Origin of the sequence: Rapidithrix thailandica, assembly GCF_039710355.1 — a bacterium.
In the GTDB taxonomy this organism is placed as follows: Bacteria; Bacteroidota; Bacteroidia; order Cytophagales; family Flammeovirgaceae; genus Rapidithrix; species Rapidithrix thailandica.
This window is the reverse complement of record NZ_JBDKWZ010000001.1, coordinates 133,809-154,684: the sequence shown is the minus strand read 5'-3', so window position 1 is coordinate 154,684 and position 20,876 is coordinate 133,809. Positions and strand designations below refer to the sequence as shown.

At 42.4% G+C, this 20,876-nt stretch carries 19 protein-coding genes and 1 riboswitch; of the genes, 12 read left to right on the top strand and 7 right to left on the bottom strand.

The window, feature by feature from the left end:
- Positions 1 to 42: 42 nt before the first annotated feature.
- Genes AAG747_RS00505 through AAG747_RS00495 form a run of 3 tightly spaced genes read right to left on the bottom strand, consistent with a single transcriptional unit; the run spans position 43 to position 1,570 of the window.
- Positions 43 to 1,032, bottom strand: a complete 990-nt coding sequence (locus AAG747_RS00505) for a HipA domain-containing protein (protein ID WP_346819153.1) — start codon at positions 1,030 to 1,032, stop codon at positions 43 to 45.
- A gap of 3 nt (positions 1,033 to 1,035) precedes the next feature.
- Positions 1,036 to 1,353 carry a HipA N-terminal domain-containing protein gene (locus AAG747_RS00500; protein ID WP_346819152.1) on the bottom strand — a complete coding sequence of 106 codons (318 nt, stop codon included), beginning with the start codon at positions 1,351 to 1,353 and terminating at the stop codon, positions 1,036 to 1,038.
- Complete coding sequence (locus tag AAG747_RS00495; RefSeq protein ID WP_346819151.1) at positions 1,340 to 1,570, bottom strand: helix-turn-helix transcriptional regulator; 231 nt, start codon at positions 1,568 to 1,570, stop codon at positions 1,340 to 1,342. The genes AAG747_RS00500 and AAG747_RS00495 overlap by 14 nt, the downstream gene beginning before the upstream one ends.
- Positions 1,571 to 2,186: 616 nt before the next feature.
- Here AAG747_RS00495 and AAG747_RS00490 point away from each other — a divergent pair.
- Positions 2,187 to 3,470 carry a phospholipase effector Tle1 domain-containing protein gene (locus tag AAG747_RS00490; protein ID WP_346819150.1) on the top strand — a complete coding sequence of 428 codons (1,284 nt, stop codon included), beginning with the start codon at positions 2,187 to 2,189 and terminating at the stop codon, positions 3,468 to 3,470.
- Between the two features lie 142 nt (positions 3,471 to 3,612).
- Here the strand turns inward: AAG747_RS00490 and AAG747_RS00485 are convergent, their stop codons facing one another.
- Complete coding sequence (locus AAG747_RS00485) at positions 3,613 to 4,398, bottom strand: hypothetical protein (RefSeq protein ID WP_346819149.1); 786 nt, start codon at positions 4,396 to 4,398, stop codon at positions 3,613 to 3,615.
- A gap of 519 nt (positions 4,399 to 4,917) precedes the next feature.
- On the opposite strand from AAG747_RS00485, the gene AAG747_RS00480 reads away from it, so the two are divergent.
- The 3 genes from AAG747_RS00480 to AAG747_RS00470 all read left to right on the top strand — a co-directional run bounded on the left by AAG747_RS00480 (position 4,918) and on the right by AAG747_RS00470 (position 8,107).
- Positions 4,918 to 6,099: a hypothetical protein gene (locus AAG747_RS00480; protein ID WP_346819148.1), complete on the top strand. Its 1,182-nt coding sequence runs from the start codon at positions 4,918 to 4,920 to the stop codon at positions 6,097 to 6,099.
- 275 nt (positions 6,100 to 6,374) lie between these two features.
- Positions 6,375 to 7,100 (top strand): carboxypeptidase-like regulatory domain-containing protein, encoded by a 726-nt coding sequence (locus AAG747_RS00475; protein WP_346819147.1) that lies wholly within the window; start codon positions 6,375 to 6,377, stop codon positions 7,098 to 7,100.
- The gene (locus tag AAG747_RS00470) at positions 7,070 to 8,107 is read left to right on the top strand and encodes a transglutaminase domain-containing protein (RefSeq protein ID WP_346819146.1); all 1,038 of its coding nucleotides are present in this window, start codon (positions 7,070 to 7,072) and stop codon (positions 8,105 to 8,107) included. Before AAG747_RS00475 ends, AAG747_RS00470 begins: the two co-directional genes overlap by 31 nt.
- Positions 8,108 to 8,233: 126 nt before the next feature.
- Here AAG747_RS00470 and AAG747_RS00465 read toward each other — a convergent pair whose 3' ends face one another.
- Complete coding sequence (locus AAG747_RS00465) at positions 8,234 to 8,863, bottom strand: peroxiredoxin (protein WP_346819145.1); 630 nt, start codon at positions 8,861 to 8,863, stop codon at positions 8,234 to 8,236.
- A 213-nt stretch (positions 8,864 to 9,076) separates the two neighbouring features.
- Between AAG747_RS00465 and AAG747_RS00460 the strand changes: the two genes are divergently transcribed.
- Together AAG747_RS00460 and pnuC are read left to right on the top strand one after the other, a co-directional pair.
- On the top strand, positions 9,077 to 9,922 hold the full coding sequence (locus AAG747_RS00460) for an ADP-ribosylglycohydrolase family protein (protein WP_346819144.1): 846 nt from the start codon (positions 9,077 to 9,079) through the stop codon (positions 9,920 to 9,922).
- Positions 9,923 to 9,953: 31 nt separating this feature from the next.
- A complete protein-coding gene (gene pnuC, locus AAG747_RS00455; RefSeq protein WP_346819143.1) occupies positions 9,954 to 10,559 on the top strand; it encodes a nicotinamide riboside transporter PnuC in 606 nt (201 codons plus the stop codon).
- Between the two features lie 101 nt (positions 10,560 to 10,660).
- Here the strand turns inward: pnuC and AAG747_RS00450 are convergent, their stop codons facing one another.
- Together AAG747_RS00450 and AAG747_RS00445 are read right to left on the bottom strand one after the other, a co-directional pair.
- Complete coding sequence (locus tag AAG747_RS00450) at positions 10,661 to 11,053, bottom strand: VOC family protein (protein WP_346819142.1); 393 nt, start codon at positions 11,051 to 11,053, stop codon at positions 10,661 to 10,663.
- 618 nt (positions 11,054 to 11,671) lie between these two features.
- A complete protein-coding gene (locus AAG747_RS00445; protein ID WP_346819141.1) occupies positions 11,672 to 12,256 on the bottom strand; it encodes a cob(I)yrinic acid a,c-diamide adenosyltransferase in 585 nt (194 codons plus the stop codon).
- Positions 12,257 to 12,543: 287 nt separating this feature from the next.
- Here AAG747_RS00445 and AAG747_RS00440 point away from each other — a divergent pair, with 287 nt between their 5' ends.
- The 6 genes from AAG747_RS00440 (at position 12,544) to AAG747_RS00415 (ending at position 20,575) form a co-directional block, all read left to right on the top strand.
- Complete coding sequence (locus AAG747_RS00440; protein WP_346819140.1) at positions 12,544 to 13,512, top strand: sugar phosphate isomerase/epimerase family protein; 969 nt, start codon at positions 12,544 to 12,546, stop codon at positions 13,510 to 13,512.
- 307 nt (positions 13,513 to 13,819) lie between these two features.
- Positions 13,820 to 14,035: riboswitch (cobalamin riboswitch) on the top strand.
- Between the two features lie 129 nt (positions 14,036 to 14,164).
- Positions 14,165 to 15,298 (top strand): ABC transporter substrate-binding protein, encoded by a 1,134-nt coding sequence (locus AAG747_RS00435; protein WP_346819139.1) that lies wholly within the window; start codon positions 14,165 to 14,167, stop codon positions 15,296 to 15,298.
- A gap of 32 nt (positions 15,299 to 15,330) precedes the next feature.
- Positions 15,331 to 16,407, top strand: coding sequence for an iron chelate uptake ABC transporter family permease subunit (locus tag AAG747_RS00430; protein ID WP_346819138.1), 1,077 nt, complete (start codon positions 15,331 to 15,333; stop codon positions 16,405 to 16,407).
- 27 nt (positions 16,408 to 16,434) lie between these two features.
- Positions 16,435 to 17,490, top strand: coding sequence for an ABC transporter ATP-binding protein (locus tag AAG747_RS00425; protein WP_346819137.1), 1,056 nt, complete (start codon positions 16,435 to 16,437; stop codon positions 17,488 to 17,490).
- A gap of 64 nt (positions 17,491 to 17,554) precedes the next feature.
- A complete protein-coding gene (locus AAG747_RS00420; RefSeq protein ID WP_346819136.1) occupies positions 17,555 to 19,474 on the top strand; it encodes a TonB-dependent receptor in 1,920 nt (639 codons plus the stop codon).
- 9 nt (positions 19,475 to 19,483) lie between these two features.
- Positions 19,484 to 20,575, top strand: coding sequence for a DUF5074 domain-containing protein (locus AAG747_RS00415; RefSeq protein WP_346819135.1), 1,092 nt, complete (start codon positions 19,484 to 19,486; stop codon positions 20,573 to 20,575).
- Positions 20,576 to 20,876: the final 301 nt, after the last annotated feature.

Sequence of the window (20,876 nt, the reverse complement as noted above, 5' to 3'; positions counted from 1 at the left end):
AGTTTAATACCTGTTTATTTTTTTGAATATAGTATTAGAGTCTCACTCAACACCTCTTTTGTTAATTTCAATTTGAAGGGCTTTTTCCTCAATCAATTGACAATATGACTTTTTCAAATCATCAGACAAAAAGCTTTGATCAATAAAAGAATGCCACTTAGGAATGAGTTTGTTAAACTTATTGAATAAGTTACTCATCACTTTAGCATTAATACCTGCACGTTCCATTGCCTTTACAAAATCCTTTCTTTTAAGTTTTTTCTTTTTGCCATTCAGGGTTAAAGCAAGCTCTTCATCATCCCCTTCAACAACCAATTCTGAAGCTATCAAATCATAAGCTGGACACAGATGATAGCTAAGTTGTTCATCCTTTAAAAGGGAGAAATTTTTAAGATGCATGTCATTATTTCCAGTTAAAAAACAAAAGATAACTAGTTCATAAAAGTTTATTACATCCAGTCCAGGATTGGCTGCATATTTTAAAATTGCTTTGGCAATTTGTTCATAAGAACCTTTGTATTTATGTTCTGTTAGCCTTTCCGTAAGTTGGCACATATCCTCCATATGTACTTTCTTCCCTTTTTTTCGATCTACCCTTTTGGTAATATATGCGAGTTTTCCGGATTTCAGAAAAATAAGAGAATGGTCAACAGTCTTAATCTTTGCAATTGTGGCAAGATGCATTGTCAAATCCTCCAGTTCTGGGAGACTTCTATAGGATTTTGTTGGCGGCTTCAAAATATACTCTCCCCACAAACCCACAATTGTAAACCGACTGGGAACCGTACGATCAGCAGTTTTATCAATCCCCAAAGACAGTTTGGGTTGGACTCCAGTCACCGTTTTATGACTCTTAATTATACTTTCTGCTAACTCGAACATATCCTCTTCGGAATATGTCAATTCCGGAGGTATTTCGCTACCAAAAATCTTTTTACTACATCGGGAATGATAACCTAAACTACTTTCAGGCTTTTTCTCCTGATCTTCTGAAAACTCCTTGTAACAATAAAGACATCTATTTTCATTCATAAATCATGCAATTGGCTCAATAGATACTGCTCCTATACAATCCTGACAAGTAACCAAGAGAATACCCATTCTATCCCTAATATCAAATTTCCAGTTTTTCTCTGCAATATCAAGCAACCAGCCTTCTGGTATTAAGCCATCAAAAAAAGAAAATAACACATTGCAATGATATGTTTCATGGCTGAGGGGTAAAGTAAGACTTATAGGTTCAGCATTTTTTTTATGTAAATATGCCTGCTCATATTGAAAATGGTACCCTTCTTCATCTTCAATCAATACCCCTGCCCAGTCCGAATACATATATACTTTAGCCTGCTTCATTTATCAGTTCATTTCTATCCATAGGAATAGGCCCTAACTCATAACCAAAAAGCTGTAAAACTTGATTTACTTTATCCATTTGCAATGTAGATTTTCCTCTTTCAAGTTCTCGAACAAACCGGAGACCCACTCCAGCTTTAAGGGAAAGGTCTTCTTGAGTTAGCCCCAAGCCTTTTCTTTTTGACTTTACAAATTGGCTTAATTTAAGATTATCCATACTTATTTATACCTGTACGGGTATAAATATACAAAAAAAATATATTTTATACCTGTACGGGTACAAATACTAAAATAACATTGGTATTTATACCCGTAAGGGTACATTTTTCATTTCGGATATCGCAAACATTTCCGAAATGTCATTACACCTCTGGCAGGAGAGCAATAAAACTACAAAGAATTTGAGTAATGACCTGGTTTTTCTGTTGTAGAATCAATCTCATAGTCTGTTACTTCACAGCATTAAGGCTGTCTAGTAAAAGATATATAGTTACAAAGACTCTAAAATTCGCAAAGAAATAACTCATTACAGTTCAACTACTTACGACTCTTTGTATCTTAGAGCCTTCGTGGCATTTTTTGTTCTTTTGACTTTGTGAGCAGTTTCATTTTACAACTCTTATCAATGGATGGGTCCAACACTTTTTTGAGCATTGCGGTAGTATAATATTGAGGATTACCGTGAATAATACCAGATTTTTCAAAGTACATAAGCTTAAAGAGCTTCAAATCGTAGACAACTCCTACTCTCTCAAAACTTTTCACTGCCTTTTTAAAGTTCACAAAATAATCTTAGGTTTATATAGCAATTCATACAATTAACTAAATGAACTATGAGTGTTCCCCGAAAGAGCATTGTCATTTGCATTGACGGCACCTGGAATTATGCCGGGCAAAAAGATGAAAAAGGCGTATTGGCCAATACCAATGTCTATCGTTTTTTCAACTTATTAGCCTGGAACCCACCTTCTACGCCCTCTTCACCCGAGGCTGACTTACATGCCTATCAACTTGCAGCAACAAAGCAAAACCTGAAAGCAGACGGGTTCAAACGCTTCGACAATGCAAAAGGGGAAACCCGACAAGTAGCCTTGTATTACAACGGGGTGGGTAACCCGGCAGAACATGGCTTTTGGGGACGCTTAGTCGGCGGCTTGTTAGGACATGGAGCTAATAAAATTCGAAATGAGGCCTTTTACGACTTGGCCCGGCTGTATCATGAAGGTGACTCTATCTATGTATTCGGTTTTAGCCGGGGAGCTGCCATTGCCCGGATGCTTTGCAACCATATCCGTTTGTACCAACTCGGCAAACAAGGGTTGATGAAAGACATGGTTAATTACCTGCCCTTTCGCTTTTTTTCATTCAAAAAGCGGCTTGCTTCCGAACAAGCTGCCCCAGTAAAACTTCTAGCCGTATGGGATACGGTAGCTGCTTTTGGCATTCCTAAAAACCTTTTCGGCATTCCTTTTCAACGGATCAACCTTTTTAAAAACCTGACCATCTCTCCCAATATAGAACAAGCATTACATATGCTTTCGGTAGATGACCAACGGGATGCTTTCCAGCCCACCTTAATGAGCCCGGATCTGGAAAACAAAGACAGAATTACTCAGATATGGTTTCCCGGTATTCATGCCGATATCGGTGGAGGCTATGCAGAAAAAGCGCTATCCGACATTACGCTTAAATTTTTGCTGGACTACCTCCTTCATCATCAACTGGACAGAAAAGATACGGAACAGGAGAACCCGGGGATTGCCTTCCGACAACAAAATCTCCAAGACTTCATCCGGACAAATTTACACCCTGATCCGGAAGCCACCATGCATATAGAAGACAGCCTTTTGTACCAAAAACAAGTCCGGGATATTCCTCACGATGGTTTCCTGCACCAGTCGGTTATTCATCGTTTTTTAGCCAAGCCTATGGTTTATTACCCCGCCAATGTCATTCAATACCTCAAGGCGTTGAAAGAACGCGAATCCTTCGCCCGGCTGATAGATGAAAATACACTTGACCTGGCCTTTAAACAAGAGCATTTCGCCAAAGCCTCTACCATCATCGAAAAGAAAATCTGGATTGATCAGGAGCGGTTTGTGCATTTGAAAAAGTAATCCAAAAGCCGCAAAGCTTTACAAGTGGGGCACCGAAGTTTTGATAGTCAGCACAAAAGTTACAGAATATCAACTATGTAATGAATAACCTTAATCATTTGGTGCGCCTTATGTAAAATACTTTGCGGCTTTCGGACAAAAATCAAAATATTTTCTCCTGGGATAATCCATTGTCAAAAGCTTTGATCCGGTTGTAATAGTCAATCACCTGAATCAAATCCTTTTTATGCTTGATATCAAATTTATGATCTTTGATATATTCTTGGATTTCCAGCTTTTTATCTAGCGTGAGTTCGTAAAAAAGTTTTTTTTCAAATTTAGTATAATTTGTCGAAAGTAGCTTTCTTGAGTGATCGTAAGTGTAGCGCCTCAGCCTTCCCAAAGCATCGATAAAGTACAACGATTCAAATATTTTGACTTCAAAGGCTTTCAATTTGGAGTCGTCTTTTACAATCTTTAAAAAGCGATACCATTGCTCCGTATTTTCTTTCAAGGGTACGGACACAGGTGCTTCGGACAATAAGTCCTGTTTCAGTTTGGAACGGAGCTTTACCGGTTGAATCTCCTCTATGGTTCTCCGGGCCAATAAAGTCAAGTTCTCTCCATCGGTCAATAACTCAAAGAAGGCTTTTCCCGGGCTTCCTTCCTTATCTTGATGCGGCAGGGCAAAGAACTTGCGTAAGCCCCCTTGCTTTTGATCCCAAAACTCAAAGTAGTTGACTTGATGGGAAGCATAGGTTTCCCATTTCCCCTCTCGATGTACCAATACCAAATCTTGCGAAAACTCATGAGCGACAGAAATTTTTCCTTTCAATGTTATACCATTGACTAACGTAATTTTTCCATCACCCCAAGCGGTGGATCCTTCTTGTGCGTAAGTAACCACAAACATCATTATGAATAAAATAGAGATACAACTCTTTTTCATGGTGGATAGACCTTTTGGTTTGAATAGATGTTCGTTTGCTTGCGAGTCAGTGATTGGGTACTCCGGATTTTCTCAGGCTATGATCGCCAACCCGATGTTAGTTTCAGTTTGGAAAAGTGTCAATACAAACATAAAGCAATTTGCAATATAGTACCTATAAAAGCACAAATATTACACAATGTATTAAGATTAATTAACGGAGGTAAACAAGCACAAAAGAAACAAAACATTACCTATCCAATTACAATTGATATTTAGTTAATAAAATAAAATGAATTTACCTATTAAACATTACATACAATTCTTCCTTTTCAAGGTCTTCAAACCCTACAATTCATTTTCTTATCCGGATAAGCCTTGGATTTGTAAGTGTATGCTCCAACTTTGTGCAAAGACTCACAAATACGCTTGAATGGAAGTTATAAAAGCAAAGAACTAATCAGCCCCTTCACTCACCAATTCCGTGGGTTTAATTTCCGTTATAGCTATGAAGTCATGCATAAACAAGCCAACTAAATCATGAAAGGAAAATTCCTGTTCCCCTTACTCCTCCTTCCCTATGCATTTTTAGCGAATGCTCAAACCACTGATATTTTGATGCAAAGCTATGACGAAGCCATACACCAACAGGTGGGCACTTACCGGCTTCCGAAGCATAAAGGCTGGGTGCAGTTTCCCATTGGTTCTTCCGACATTGCCAAACGGTACCTGGTTGATCCGGCCCATTTGCACCAGGTATCCACTATTGAACTGGTGTATACCGACTACCCCAAAGGTATGGATATGCGGGAACTCAACCTCAGCCGTTTCCGGGCTTTGCGCACAGTACTCCCGGGTATTTTCCAACAGCCGGGAATCCGCTGGCGGGTAACCCGGCAAACGGACCCCAACGATGCCAAAGAAGCCACCGCAATGTTTCACGGCTTTGTCATTACCCTAAAAAACAATTTGCAATCCTTTCAAGAACAGGTGCTGGATTCCATTCCCCAAAACATTCAAAAGGAAATGGTAGAAGCTCCGGACTCCACTACTTATGCGGTATTTGAGCGCAAAGCCCCGGGATGGAACGAAGTGGTGATCATCAGTGACTGGACCTTGAGCATGTACTCTTACACTTGGCAACTGCTACAATGGCATCTGGAAAACTACATTCACTCCCCCATAATCCACTTTGTATTTTTCAATGATGGCGACCGCAAATCCACACATCAAAAGCAGATTGGCAAAACGGGAGGTATTTACAAAACGTCTTCTCAATCGGTGGCTACCGTAGCCCGGCTGATGTATCATATCCGGAAAAGAGGCAATGGAGGGGACCGCCCGGAAAACGACCTGGAAGCCGTACTTTATGCACAACGCTCTTACCCTTCGGCAGATGAGTTTGTACTGATTGCGGACGACTGGTCAAAGGTGCGGGACATGGAATTGCTTACTTACATCAAACGCCCGGTAAGAATCGTTTTACCCGAAGCTCAACCCATTGTGAAAGAGGGAGCTGTTTACCCTTGGCTCATCCAGGAGTATATCAAACTGGCTTTGCATACCGGGGGCTCCATACATACCAAATCGCAGGATTATGAATCAAAAGAAGAATTGCTGGCACTCAAAAAATGGGTGGATGAGCGATATGCCAAAGCAAAAACCTATTGGAAAAAACGCGACCCTTGGGTGGATATCAATACCTTGCTGATCGAGCGGTAAAAGGAGCCGAACAATATAAATATGAATAGCCTTTTCCTCGGGTTCACTCCATAAGAACTTGGAGGTTTTGAACTTATTCACATTCGGTATATCATATAACAGAGCGATGTATATGCTTCCAATCATTTTTTAGCTCAACGAAAAAATGCTTCCCACAAAACAAGAATATACCTTTTTATTAGTATAATTATAGTTTCGTATGGAGATTTACGTAAAGTATCTTTGGCAGCTCATGCAATTGACAGAATAAATATAAAAACAACACTTCAACCGGAATGAATATGAAACAACACTTCAACCTTAGTATTACCTCCCCTTGTTCAGAGGATTTTGAAAACTTTCAGGCTACGGAAACAGGAGGTTTTTGCAGTAGCTGTCAAAAAAATGTGGTAGATTTTACTCAAATGAATGAAGAGGAGATACTACAGTACTTTAAAAATAATACCGGCAAAACTTGTGGGAAGTTCAAGCCTCGTCAGTTAAAAACGTATACTTTATCTTCAACACCGCCTAGGCGTTACGGCCTTCAATGGATCGGAACAGGATTTATAGGGCTTTCATTGTTATTTGCCAATAACGATAGCATGGCACAATCCCAATCGTCACCGCCCATGCCGGTAGAAACCCATTCCAATGAAAACACTAACAAAAGTAACTCAGAAGAATATAGCCAACCGACAAGCCATACTATAACAGGCCAAGTCATAAATGAAGAAGATAGAGAACCACTACCTGGAGTGAGTATTATCGTCAAAGGAACGACCAAAGGTGCAATTACAGATATCAATGGTCGATTTAAAATGTCTGATATAGAAGATGGGCTTGTGTTACAATTTAGCTATATAGGATATAGTACAATTGAGCACGAAGTAAGTGGCCAATCAACCATTGATATAAGCATGGAGAAAGATCAGGTTGAACTAATGGGGGATGTGGTTGTAGAAGGTGTTTACACTTCCAAACCCTCATTTTGGCAACGGATCAAAAGGGCATTCCAATGATCCGGGGCTTATTATTGGGAGTACTACTCATGGGAGCCGGGCAAGCCCATGCCCAACTCTCAGGCTTTGATAACCGGGATTATCATCGGGCTGACAGTGTAGCGGCTCTCTATCAGGGAGAAGATTTAACGAATTTGCCCATACTCGCCCACAAACTCACCGCTGATTTGCCAAGTGAATTGGAAAAGTTCAGGGCAATTTATACCTGGGTAGCCACCAACATTGAAAATGATTACGGTTATTACTTAAGAAATAAGCAAAAACGGAAAAAATTACTCCATCGCCCCGCAGAACTAAAAGCCTGGAACGAGGAATTTCGCTCAAAGGTATTTAAAAAGCTCCTGAAAGAGCAAAGTACCATTTGTACCGGATATGCCTATCTGGTAAGAGAGTTAGCAAATTTTGCTGGTATCGACTGCCATATCATCGATGGTTATGGCCGGACGGCTGAAGCAAATGTGGGTGGCCAGGGTATTCCCAACCATTCCTGGAATGCGGTAAGGCTTAACAACAAATGGTATCTCTGCGATGCTACTTGGTCAAGTGGGAGTATCGACCCACAAAAGAAGTCGTTTGTTCGCAATTATAATGACGGCTACTTTTTAGCTGCTCCCGAACTGTTTGCAAGAAATCATTATCCATTGGATAGCGCCTGGCTTTTAACCGATACCCAGCCTACCTTACAAGCATTTTTAGAAGGACCATTGGTTTATAAACATGCGTTTAGCCATCAGCTTCAGCCCATAGCACCGGCAACTTTACAAGTACCGGCGAAGAAAAGCGAAGTTTTTGTATTGACGTTAAAGACAGCAAAAAATGCTGATGTAAACCAACTTACCCTGGAGCTCAAACGTGGAAAGGATAGCCGTACCGTCAAACCGGAGGTAAATCAAGTAGGAGATGAGTTATATGAACTGCATTATAGCTTTAAACAGCGGGGGAAATACGATGTGCACTTAAAATCAGGAAAAGACTATATCGTCACCTATACCCTGAATGTAAAATAGCGGTTTTTGTGCCGGAATGTCCCTTATCCGGAGAAACCCAGATTACATATATTATCCAATACTACATAAAACAAAGAGGCTGCCCTTTGCGGACAGCCTCTTTTGTATTTTCAAGCGAGATACCGCTTAGTTTTTAGACAGATAATCCGCTACACCTTCGCGAGTTGCTTGCATTGCGTCTTTTCCTTCTTCCCAGTTAGCCGGACAAACTTCACCATGCTTCTCTACGTGTTGTAAAGCATCTACAACTCTCAAAGCATCGTCAATGTTACGACCTAATGGGAAGTCATTTACGACTTGGTGTTTTACAATACCGTTTTTGTCGATCAGGAAAGTACCTCTCAAAGCGATAGGCGCTCCTTCGAACACCAACTCTCCTTCTTCATTATAATCATAGTCACCACCTAATACTCCAAAGTTATAAGCGATTGACTTAGAAACGTCTGCTACCAATGGGTAAGTTACACCTTCGATACCACCTTGGTTCTTAGGAACATTCAACCAAGCCAAGTGAGTCTCCTCAGTATCGGTAGAGCACCCTACAACCGCAACATTTCTCTTCTCAAATTCAGCCAATTTTTCCTGGAAAGCCAGGATCTCGGTAGGGCAAACAAAAGTAAAATCTTTTGGATAGAAGAAGAAGATTACTTCTTTCTTACCCAAGTATTGCTCTAATGAGAAATCAGAAACGATTTCCTCTCCATTGATCACTGCAGGAGCTACAAATTTCGGTGCCGGCTTATTTACTAATGACATACTTGTGTTGAAATTTTTAGTTCAAAAATTGAATACGTTGCGAAATTACTGCATTCACATCTTCTTACAAAAAGTATAGCATAGTAAATTGACTTACAGCTTGGTGAGCTTTTTCAGGAAACCGCCTTTGAAGACTCTTAAAAGGCTATTTACAAGCTTTTTTCTCGTTAATGTTATTTCTTTGTGAAATAATAAAACCTTACACTCAAAAACATGCTGACAGAAGGTGCAATAGGCGATACATATGGGGCCGGTTTTGAATTTGCCGATCGCGAAGTGATCCGTTTACATAATCGCCTGGAAACCTATATCCCTCATCCCAAATACGCTTCTCTGCACAAGCGATATACGGATGACACACAAATGGCCCTCGGAATTGCCGAACTCCTGTTGGAAGGCACAAACTGGAATCCGAAAATGATTGCAGACAAATTTGTAGAGGTCTTTCAACGCGACCGGCGGCAAGGTTATTCCGAAAAATTTTACCAACTCTTGGATAAGGTTCAAAACGGACAAGAGCTTCTGGATGGCATCCACCCTCAAAGCCGCCGGAATGGGGCCGCTATGCGTGCTTACCCCATCGGGATACTGGGCAACGAATCCCAAATCATGAAACTGGCCCGGCAACAAGCGCTCATCACCCATCATACGGACACCGGCATTCGCTCCTCTCAAGCCATTGCCTTAATGTTGCATTATTTTCGGTACGACAAAGGCCCGCAAACCCAACTTCATGTATATTTAGCCGATTGGCAAAATTACCGGTGGAATAACCATTGGCAGGGAGAAGTCAGAGTAGACGGGGAAGATACGGTGGCAGCCGTACTTACCTTATTGGAAAGCGGAAACAGCCTCTCCGAAATATTGAAAAAAAGTATAGATTTAGGAGGTGATGTGGATACGGTGGGCTCTCTAACCATGGCCATAGGCAGTGGTTGCAAAGCGATTGAAAAGGACTTGCCCCTATGGATGTATAAAGACTTGGAAGATGGCACCTATGGAAAAACCTATCTGCAAAAGCTGGATCAACAATTACGTACGCTCACGCTACAGTTGTAATTACCTGAATAACAAAACAATTGACTAAATCATGTTTGAATTACTGTACGAATATTTTACCCAAAATTCTATAGAATCCCTGGCGGCATTGTTTGGTGTTATTTGCGTTTACCTCAATGCCAAAGAAAACATTTGGACATGGCCTACCGGACTTGTCAGTGTCGGTTTGTATGTAATAGTTTTTTGGAACGTATTTCTTATTGGGGATTTCGTCTTGCATATTATCTATGTAATCCTGGGAATATACGGTTGGTATAACTGGCTCTATGGAAGCAAACAACACAGCGAATTGGCGATTACCTTTTCGGAAAAGCGGGAATTATTGGTTTTACTCTTGTTAGGTGTGCTCAGTACTGCCGGCACAGGCTATCTATTACAACGCTATGCCGACTCTGGCGTGCCTTATTGGGATGCAACCACCACGATTTTCAGTTTGATCGCCCAATGGCAATTAGCAAAAAAACGCATAGAAACCTGGTTCGTATGGATTTTTGTTGATGTGCTTTGTGTCGGCATTTACTACTACAAAGGGCTTTATATTACTTCAGGATTGTACTTTATCTATTTGCTGTTGTGTATCGTAGGAATTAATACCTGGCGCAAACATTATCGCCAACAATTACAAGCAGTAGCATAACGGAGGAATGGAAAGAAATCCCCCTTCTTTCCTTCTCCCCCTCCCCCTCATTCCCTCTTTCCTTCACACCTTCTTTCCCTCAACCCTTCTCTCCTTGTCCCTTAGTCTCCCCAAAGCCCCGGCTTTACGACTTCCAGCACATGCCCGTCCGGATCTTCAAAGTAGAACGACCATTGTTCTCCCCACCAATGATGTTCATGCGTAATCGCAATATCTTTTTGTTGCAGTTTCACTTTCCATTGTTCATAATCCTTTTCCGGGCATTCAAATGCCAAGTGAATTTTTCCAAGCGCATAATGGGGAGGCAAATGTTTGTCACTACTCGTTGCCTCAGGTAAAAAACAAAGCAACACCGAATGCCCCACTCTAAAAAACACATGACGTTTTTCCGCCCGGCTGATCAGGTCAAAGCCTAATACTTCCTGATAGAAATGCTGGGTGCGGTCCAGGTCTTGTACATAGAGACAGGTTTCTTTGATTCGGGTAAATTTCATGGTGGAAATGCTTAAAAAGTAAATGATTGCTGATACTAGAAGTTAAGGAGAATTTTGCAAAAAGAGTAGATGTAGCTCCGGAAAATAAAAAGGCCCTGGTGAATACCAGAGCCTCTCATACCATTTCCTATACTGTAATCTTTGTGTTTAAGTTTCGCAATTGTGAGTTATGAAATCATAAACATGAAAAGCATTAAGCTCAACATGATCAAGAAAAACAAGGTAACGGTACGCATAGTTTGTCTCCAGGCTTTTACATGCTTTCTAGGCATCAGTTTGAGTTTTATCCATTGTAGTAAGCCCGAACTATAATAGTCATCCATGGATGTATGAAAAATTGGTTTGCATAGGTAATACGTCATTTTTTTTGCCAAAGTTCATCTCATATAGGCCCTCCTTAAAAATGACCGTTTAAAATACTCAATCTAATTTAAAAAATTCTTCTTAAAATCTAAACAGATTTCCCAAGGAAATCCGTCACAAAAAAGAAATGCAAATATATACAACGGCACAATAAAAAACTGATAATCAAAGTATTTTACCCGATCTACATTCCAATTAATGATTTTCATCAGCCTGCAAAGAAGATGCATGCATCAATGCTACCCCCCTTTTTCCTCAATTCCCAGTTTCCTCCGGCCTTTTCTGCGCAATTTTATTGCGGGGATGCCAGGCTACCTCCTCGGCTTTTAAGTCATATGTCATGGTCCGGGCCAATACAAACAGGTAATCCGACAAACGGTTCAGATACTTGATGACCAAATCATATATTTCTTCACTTTCACTCAAGGCAATACAAAGCCGTTCGGCCCTCCGGCATACTACCCTGGCAATATGACAAAACGACACGGAAGTATGCCCCCCGGGCAATACAAACGTCTTTAAAGCAGGCAAGCCTGAATTCATCAAATCAATTGCTCTTTCCAAATACTCCACATCGGCTTCGGTGAGGTCAGGCACCTTGAGTTTTTCTTTGTCCGGGTCGGCCGCTAAATGCGCTCCGATCGTGAACAAGCGGTCTTGCACTTCTTTTAATTCTTGACTACGGCATTGGTTCACTTCCTGATCGCGCACTAACCCAATGTAAGCGTTCAGTTCGTCCAGTGTTCCGTAAGCTTCAATTCTGGGATGTGTTTTAGAAACCCGTTTCCCTCCGTACAAAGAGGTGGTTCCTTTGTCTCCGGTTTTGGTATATATTTTCATAATTACAAAGACTTTATGCGTAAGTGCCTAAAGATACTAAATAAATCACGTTGTGGGGTATTGCTCAATGAATGAGTGAACGGGTGAATACCCGAGTAAAACGGAGGGGATATGATTGCATAGATTCGCACTCTTCCACCTAAGTAAAAAAGATAGTCCGAATGGGAAATTGCGAAAGATAGATATATCTACTAACTTAAACTATCGCTTTTTCAACTCTCATGAGTTTTTTTACAAACTGATATTGATTAATTCCACACCTGATGTCTAACACCTACAGAACAATTATGGACAAATTAAACCGCAGAAAACTCCTTAAGAAAAGCATGCTGGCCGCCGGGGGGCTGGCATTAACCGGGGCCGCATGCAACACGAATGAACAAAAGAAAACCCCTCGGGAAGAAATCGTTTCGGGCATTCCCTTAACTCAACGGATCAAACTGGCCATTTCCACTTATTCCTACTGGCACTTTCGCGAGCCCAAAACCACCGTACAAACGGTGATTGAAAAGGCCGCGGCCCTGGGAGTAGAGGGCGTGGATATTCTTCACCGGCAAATGGACTCGGAAGAAAACAGCTATTTGCAAATGCTGAAACGGAAAGCTTTTACGTTGGGCATTGACCTCATCTGCCTTTCGATTCACCAGGATTTTGTAGATCCGGACCCTGCCGTCAGGCAAAAAAACATTGACCATACATTGCACTGTATTGAGCTCGCTTATAAAATGGGGATTCCCTGTATCCGGCTCAACTCAGGGCGGTGGAATACCATTAAATCCTTTGACGACCTGATGGCCCAACGGGGAGAGGAACCCGTATTGGAAGGGTATACCGAAGAAGATGGCTTTAACTGGTGCATTGACAGCATTCAAAAATGCTTGCCCAAAGCCGAAGAATGCGGAGTAATGCTGGCATTGGAAAACCACTGGGGACTCACCCGCACCCCTGAAGGCCTGTTGCGCATTGTCAATGAGATTAATTCCCCTTGGTTGGGCTTACTGATGGATACGGGGAATTTTTTGGAAGACCCGTATACCAAGTTGGAAAAGATAGTAAAAAAAGCCAATTTCATTCAAGCGAAAACCTACTATGGCGAAGGGGAATGGTACACCCTCGACCTGGACTATCAACGCATCGCCAACATGCTGAAATCGGCAAACTACTCCGGTTATATTTCCCTGGAATTTGAAGGGAAAGAAGCACCGGATTCAGGAGTTAAAAAGAGCATTGAGTTGTTCAGAGAAGTATTTAGTTAAAAACATATCATATTTTCTTCCTTTAAGGTTTACTCCGGGCCTTGTCGTTCGCACCTATTCGAACCTCCGGTTTAAACCTTAAAGGAATAACCCCTCTGACGAAAGCACTCCGATATACGTTTGCTTTTCCCTATCCGAACGATCGTTAAGTTTTTTCTCCAAACATACATAGTTACTTTTCACACAGGTAACGGGGCAGGGCTCTGGTAGCTAGTAAGTCAAAATACAAAAGCGCTTTGAGTTTCCGGTTCTAAGTCTTTTACTGCTAAAGTTTACACACGGAAAGGCAACAATTTAGGAAAGTTCTTACCTTTGTGCATAAGAAGGTTCTTCTCCTAACAAAGAAGATGAAAAGGGAAACCGGTGAAAATCCGGTGCAGTCCTCGCTGCTGTAACCCTATCAGGTCAGGAAATAAAGATATACCTGACCAAAATTTCCGGCCATACCAGCCACTATCCTACCGGATGGGAAGGCGGCCGAGAACAGGGAAGCCAGAAGACCTGCCTTTTATATAGTTCAGGAGTTTTTCCTTCAGGAATTGCTGCTAGCTTTCGGGGATAAAAGCATTTTAATCTTATGAAGACAAACAAAAGACAACTGCAAAGGAGCAAGGCTGTACAAAGCTATCTTTGCTTCTTCTCAAGCCTTTTCATGCTTGTTTCACTTTTTGCCTGCCACTCTCAGCGCAAAGAGGAAACAAATACGATGGTTTCTCAGGAGCCTGCCACGGCTACCGTCACTCCGCTTACCACCGTACAACATGCTCAAAATTTTAAATTGACCTATCATAAGAAGTTCAAAAAACTTCAGGTCTTTTACAAAGGAGACACGTTGGTTTATTACCTCATTGCCAAAGGGGAAACTCTTCCGGAAGGAATCAACAAAGAGCAAAGTACCATTATCCGGACTCCGGTAGAAAAAATAGCCTTGACATCGACTACCCATGCATCCCTATGCAGCTTTTTGGAGGCCACCGATGCCATTCACACGGTTACCTGCGGTGAATATTTTTATGATTCCACCTTGCTTCAAGCCTTACAAAGCGGAAACATACAAAGCTTTGGCAATTCTGTTTCCATCAACCAAGAGCTATTGTTTGCCCAACAACCCGAGGTGATGATCGCTACCTCATGGAGCGAAACACAACTGGAGATCTATCGCATGATCAATGAAGCAGGCATTCCTGTGGTATTAAATGCCGAATGGCTGGAAACCTCCGCCTTGGGAAAAGCCGAATGGGTAAAGGTGATGGCAGCCTTGCTTGACAAAGAAGCTTTGGCCAATGAAAAATTTCAAAAAGTAGAAGAGGAATACCAGCGTTTGGCAAAGTTGGTAGAAAATACCCCGCAAAGCCCTACCGTCATTTGTGGTGTCCCTTATAAAGGCACTTGGTTTATGCCCGGAGGCAAAAGTTTTATGAGCCGGTTATTGTTGGAAGCTGCGGGTAACTACCCTTGGCAACAAGACAGTACTACGGGCAGTATGCAGTTGGACTTTGAGGCTGTGTACCCGGTAGGAGTAAAAGCCGATAAGTGGATCATTACTTCCAATGTACAAAGCCTTCCCGAACTTCAAGCCCGGGACGAACGCTTCACGGACTTCCAGGCTTATCAACAACAAGAAGTCTATTCCAACACCAAACGGACCAACCCCACTACACAGGGAAATGACTATTGGGAAAGTGGTGTCACCCACCCTCATTTGGTTTTGGCCGATTTCATCAAAATATTGCATCCGGAACGCCTTCCAGAGCACAAAATGCACTATTTTGAGCGCTTAAACTAGCAATTTATTTTTTATTTCTATCCGTCTAGCTTTTGCAAATCAGTACAGAACATAGGGTCGTACAAACACCCTCCTCCAGAGGTAGGCAACTCCTTTGGATTACGGGCTTTTTTGTTTTGTCTTTGGGCCTGTTTCTCGGGGACCTACTGTTAGGATCGGTCAAAATCCCTATAACGGAAGCTTTACGGGTATTGGGAGGAGTGGATATTGAAAACCAAATTTGGGAAAATATCCTCTTAAAAATCCGGTTGCCCAAAGCCTTAACCGCCGTGTTTGCCGGAGGGGCACTGTCCGTAGCCGGTTTGCAGATGCAAACCTTATTTCGCAACCCTTTGGCCGGCCCTTCGGTATTGGGCATTACGGCAGGTGCCAGTCTGGGAGTAGCGTTGGTCATGCTCGGAGCGGGAAATATTGCCTCCGTATATTCTCTAAAGCATTTGGGATTAACAGAAAGCTGGTTGTTGGCTGGGGCTGCTTTTGCAGGAGCCTCCTTAGTAATGCTCGTCATTTTGGCAGTCGCCTCTGTCATCCGGGACAATGTCGTATTACTCATAGTGGGACTAATGGTTGGAAATATCACCATTTCCTTAGTGGCTGTTTGGCAATATTTCAGCAACCCGGAAGAAATCAAAGATTATGTACTCTGGACGTTTGGCAGTGTAGAAGGTGTTACCGGAGATCAACTCATCGTACTAGGCTTAGCCGTACTCGTGGGTTTGGTATTGGCCTTTCTGGCTTCCAAACCGTTAAATATGCTTTTGCTTGGAGAAAATTACGCCCGGAGCCTGGGTTTAGGCGTTCGCCAAATCCGTTTTTGGGTGATTCTTTGTGTCAGTTTGCTGGCAGGTTCTGTCACAGGCTTTTGCGGGCCCATCGGTTTTATCGGCATTGCCGTCCCTCATCTTACCCGGGCCTTACTCAACAGTTCCGACCACCGGTTAATTATCCCGGGGGCATGTTTTCTGGGTATCGCGATTATGTTGGCTTGTGATATCATCGCCCATGTACCCGGTAGTAGCATTACCCTACCCATGAATGCCATCACCGCCCTGATCGGTTCACCGGTCGTCATTTGGGTGATTATGAAACGAAGAAAACTTCAACAATAAAGAATTGAAAACAGGCCCTGTACAACAATGTCTACTACATCTTCCATAGCGACTCTTGAACAATTAGCAATTGGCTACCAACCTAAAAAAGGCAAGGCGTTTTCCTTATTTAACAGAGTCATCCAAGAGCAACTGATGCCAGGAGAGTTGGTATGCTTGTTAGGTCCGAATGGGGTGGGTAAATCGACTTTATTAAGAACCCTGGCCGGATTGCACAAACCCTTACAAGGAAAAATCTATATAGGAGCAACCCGTTTGGACAAACTCTCTGCCAGCAAAATGGCCAAAATGGTGAGTGTAGTACTCACAGAGCGGATTCCTACGGACAACCTTCCGGTCTATTCCTTAGTCGCAATGGGCCGGTATCCCTACACCGGATGGTGGGGGAATTTATCTCCCAAAGATCATGAACATATCCAATGTGCACTCTTAGCCACTCATACGGATTCTTTTGCAGACAAAACCATAGACAAGCTTAGTGACGGAGAACGGCAAAAAGTAATGATTGCCCGTGCTTTGGCACAAGACACTCCTCTAATTCTGCTGGATGAACCTACGGCCCATCTGGATTTACCCAACCGGGTGGAAGTAATGCGCTTGTTACACAAACTTGCTCTAACGACAGGCAAAGCCATTTTACTCACCACGCATGAACTGGATCTGGCGTTACAAGGGGCCGACAAACTTTGGCTTATGCAATCCAAAGAAGGAATGGTCAGCGGAACCCCGGAAGACCTGGTTCTTAGCGGGGCCTTTGAAAAAGCATTTTCCAGCAGTGGGTTTGCTTTCGATAAACGCAGCGGACGCTTTAAAATGCACACGGAAGGAAAAGCGCCAATCGTACTCAAAGGCACCGGAACAGGCAAATATTGGACCCAAAGGGCTTTGGAGAGGCAAGGCTATGAGGTGCATTCACAAACAGAAGGAGGGATGCCCCTTATAGAAGTGTTCAAGCAAAACCAAGTGTATACCTGGCACATCCGTCTACATGACCAAATCCATACTGTAAGCAATATTGAAAGCCTGTTAAAAACCCTTCAAACGTCTCAACCGGCCATCAATAGCCATGCATCTTCTACCTAAATCAGATTGCAATTCCCTGATCAGAAAAATTTAAAAAGAACAAGTGAATCAGTAAAAGTATACCATGAGCAAACGGATTCTTATCAGTATCATATGCTTACTTAATTTTCCCTTTACGGGAATTGCTCAATTCAGCGATAGTTTGATTTGGTTGAAAGAAGTAAAAGTATTAGGTCTTCCGGATGAGAAAAAATACAGTTTGGGAAGTCAGGTACAACTCCTTGATTCCACCACTTTGGCCCGCTATGCTTCGGCCAACCTGGGCGATGTACTCAGCCAACAATCCGGTTTGCACCTCAAACAATACGGCCATGGGATGACCGCCTCTGCCACCCTGCGGGGAACGGGTTCCAACCACAGCGCCATCTTATGGAATGGCCTTAACCTGAACTCCCTTACTTTAGGGCAACCCGATTTTTCTAACATTCCCGTCTTTTTATTTGATAAATTAAAAATCCACTTGGGTGGAGGCAGTACTTTGTATGGCAGCGGGGCCATTGGGGGCAGTATTTTGCTCAACTCGGAAGCACAATGGCATGATGGCTGGCAAATCAATCTTTCACAAACCATCGAAAGCTTCGGAACCACTTTTTCGGGAATAAAGGCCCGGTACGGCAACGGAAGCTGGGAAGGGAAAACGGTGATTTACCATAAATACTCTCAAAACGATTTCCCTTTCCGGAATACAACTAAGTATGGCAAACCTTCCGAACGGCAAGACAATGCCTCTTACCGGAACTACGGGCTGTTACAAGAAGTATCGTACCGGCTTTCTTCCCGGCAATCACTTTCCTTCAAAGCCTGGTACAACCACAGTGCAGACGAAATTCAACCCATCATGGCCGACAACCGGAAGCCCTCCACTTATACGCACTTGACGGATCGCTCCCTGCGTATCCTTTCTGACTACCGCCTTCACAATCACTTAGGTATTTGGCAGGCTATGCTTGCTTATGTACGGGATTATCAGAACTATGACGATAAGTCTACCATCGCTACTTCTCGTGGCATTCTCAAACTTCAATACGAAAAGACCTTTGAAACTGGTTTCCGGATGAAAGCCGGAATACAAGGAAAGCGGATTTTCCCCGAAGTAGAGGCCTATCCTGAAAACACCGTTCAAAACCGGATAGATGTATTTTTGCTGAATAGCTATCAATTCTTTCCTTGGTGGAAAGCAGGTTTTAATTTACGTCAAAATTTCGTTTCGGGCTACCGCTCCCAGTTTGCCCCTTCCATAGGTAACGAATGGCTCCTTTGGAAGACAAGCAAACGACAACTCCGGCTAAAGGCCAATGGCTCGCGAAGCTACCGGATTCCCACCTTTAATGATTTGTATTGGCAACCGGGGGGCAACCTGGACTTAAAACCTGAATCGGGTTATCATCTTGAAGGAGGGCTGGATTACCAATATCAAACTTCCGGTTGGCGGTTCCACTTCGGAAGTGTGTATTTCTACTCTTGGGTAAATGACTGGATTTTATGGATACCTGTGGGAAGTTTTCACTCGCCTCGGAATATTAAAAAGGTACATTCCAGTGGCGTTGAACTCAATGGTGATGTCCGGTATACCCTCGGGCATTGGCGGTGGAATGCGACAACCCGGTACAGCATGATCCAGGCCATAAATCAAAAAGGACTTAGCCATACGGATCGTTCGGCTAAGAAACAACTACCTTATACCCCCCGGCATAAGCTTGTCGGTTCGTTGACAAGCCATTACAAACAATGGCATTTTTCACTTTCGGGAAATTATACCGGAAAGCAATATACCACCCCCACCAATGAAGGGGCACTTCCTTCTTATTTTTTGATGGATGTTAATGTAGGTAAAAGCTTTCAAAAAGACTCCTTTAAAGGCTCCGTACAAGTCACGGTAAAAAATGTAGGAAATGTTTCTTATCAGGCTTATGACAATTATGCCATGCCCGGAAGGTACTATCAAGTTCAACTGAATTTTCATTTTTTCACATCAAATAAATAACCAAACTTTATGAAGAGGCAATTACAATTATTCGCTTCGTTGATTCTGATTTTATTTGCATTTTCCGCTTGTGAAAATGACGATGACAAGCCGGCCGATCTTTTACCTGGTTATGAAAAACCGGGAGTATTGATTGTAAACGAGGGAAATTTTGGCAGTGGCAACGGATCTTTAAGCTGGTACAACACACAGTCTCAGGAAATCAGTAAGAATATCTTTGAATCCGGGAACGAGTCCAGAAAAATCAGCGCCAGTATTCAATCGGTCACCTGGTATAAAAATACAGCCTATCTCCTTTGCAACAAAGCCGATAAAATTGAGGTGGTAAACGAAAAGACCTACCAGGCACTACAAGCACCGATTGAAGATGAACAACTGGTTTCGCCCCGGTATTTTGCAGGAATCAATAACAAAGGTTTCGTCACTGTATGGGGAGCTTTCGATGAAAACTATACACTTCCCGAGTCAAAAGTAGCGGTTATCGACCTGGAAAACCACAGTATTAAAAAATTCATCGATGTCCCTTCAGGACCGGAGGGAATCATTGCACTGAATGATAAAATTTATATAGCCAACAGCTATACGGATATCGTAACGATTATCGATCCGTCTACAGAGGCTATTGTAAAGAAACTGAAAACCAATACCAGCCCTAAACATTTTGCAGTAGACAAAAACGGACAACTATGGGTAATCAGTACGGGTGGCTTTGCCGGAGGTACGCCTCAATTACAACGCATCAACCCTGAAACCGATGAAATTGAACACAGCATTGATTTAGCCGGGACCCAGGCCACCGGTAATATGGCCATCAATGGCAGTAAAGATAAAATCTATTTCTTAGGAGCGGAAGCATACCCAAGTACTACTACTCACTTGTTTGCTGTAGACATTACGGCTACCGAAGGCCCGGAAACATCACTTCTCAGCGGGGAAAATTATTACGGGCTCGGCATTGCTCCCAATTCCGGGGATATTTATATCGCGGACTCCAACAACTACCAAGGGGAAGGCTCCGTGTTGATTTTCAATGCTTCCGGAGAAGCAAAAAATACTATAGCATCCGGAGTATTGCCCAATAGCTTTTTATTTAAATTTTAAAAATAAAAACACCCTCTGAGAGGGCATAATTACTGATTTTGAAAAAAAACCAAAAAAAATCAAAAATACTGATTACATCCGCTTCTATGAGTCACACTATCTATTACAAGACCTAGGCAAGGTCTTTCTTATGTGTTTCTTGTGATTAACAATATAAAAAATGCATAAGATAAAGATTTGACCAAATATGGAAAGTCTGTTTGACCTTAGGTCCTAATTTCCTTGAATTTGGTTTGAATAATGTCCATCGACCTATCTTTTAGTATGAAAAATATCCCCCGGCATCGAGTATCGGGGGATA

What these genes read in the sequence shown, in the direction of transcription:
- AAG747_RS00465 (WP_346819145.1), bottom strand. Translation starts at nt 8,863, where the DNA reads ATGTCATTAGTAAATAAGCCGGCACCGAAATTTGTAGCTCCTGCAGTG.
- AAG747_RS00500 (WP_346819152.1), bottom strand. Translation starts at nt 1,353, where the DNA reads ATGAAGCAGGCTAAAGTATATATGTATTCGGACTGGGCAGGGGTATTG.
- AAG747_RS00475 (WP_346819147.1), top strand. Translation starts at nt 6,375, where the DNA reads ATGAATATGAAACAACACTTCAACCTTAGTATTACCTCCCCTTGTTCA.
- AAG747_RS00505 (WP_346819153.1), bottom strand. Translation starts at nt 1,032, where the DNA reads ATGAATGAAAATAGATGTCTTTATTGTTACAAGGAGTTTTCAGAAGAT.
- AAG747_RS00490 (WP_346819150.1), top strand. Translation starts at nt 2,187, where the DNA reads ATGAGTGTTCCCCGAAAGAGCATTGTCATTTGCATTGACGGCACCTGG.
- AAG747_RS00415 (WP_346819135.1), top strand. Translation starts at nt 19,484, where the DNA reads ATGAAGAGGCAATTACAATTATTCGCTTCGTTGATTCTGATTTTATTT.
- pnuC (WP_346819143.1), top strand. Translation starts at nt 9,954, where the DNA reads ATGTTTGAATTACTGTACGAATATTTTACCCAAAATTCTATAGAATCC.
- AAG747_RS00480 (WP_346819148.1), top strand. Translation starts at nt 4,918, where the DNA reads ATGAAAGGAAAATTCCTGTTCCCCTTACTCCTCCTTCCCTATGCATTT.
- AAG747_RS00435 (WP_346819139.1), top strand. Translation starts at nt 14,165, where the DNA reads ATGCTTGTTTCACTTTTTGCCTGCCACTCTCAGCGCAAAGAGGAAACA.
- AAG747_RS00425 (WP_346819137.1), top strand. Translation starts at nt 16,435, where the DNA reads ATGTCTACTACATCTTCCATAGCGACTCTTGAACAATTAGCAATTGGC.
- AAG747_RS00495 (WP_346819151.1), bottom strand. Translation starts at nt 1,570, where the DNA reads ATGGATAATCTTAAATTAAGCCAATTTGTAAAGTCAAAAAGAAAAGGC.
- AAG747_RS00485 (WP_346819149.1), bottom strand. Translation starts at nt 4,398, where the DNA reads ATGAAAAAGAGTTGTATCTCTATTTTATTCATAATGATGTTTGTGGTT.
- AAG747_RS00420 (WP_346819136.1), top strand. Translation starts at nt 17,555, where the DNA reads ATGAGCAAACGGATTCTTATCAGTATCATATGCTTACTTAATTTTCCC.
- AAG747_RS00440 (WP_346819140.1), top strand. Translation starts at nt 12,544, where the DNA reads ATGGACAAATTAAACCGCAGAAAACTCCTTAAGAAAAGCATGCTGGCC.
- AAG747_RS00460 (WP_346819144.1), top strand. Translation starts at nt 9,077, where the DNA reads ATGCTGACAGAAGGTGCAATAGGCGATACATATGGGGCCGGTTTTGAA.
- AAG747_RS00445 (WP_346819141.1), bottom strand. Translation starts at nt 12,256, where the DNA reads ATGAAAATATATACCAAAACCGGAGACAAAGGAACCACCTCTTTGTAC.
- AAG747_RS00450 (WP_346819142.1), bottom strand. Translation starts at nt 11,053, where the DNA reads ATGAAATTTACCCGAATCAAAGAAACCTGTCTCTATGTACAAGACCTG.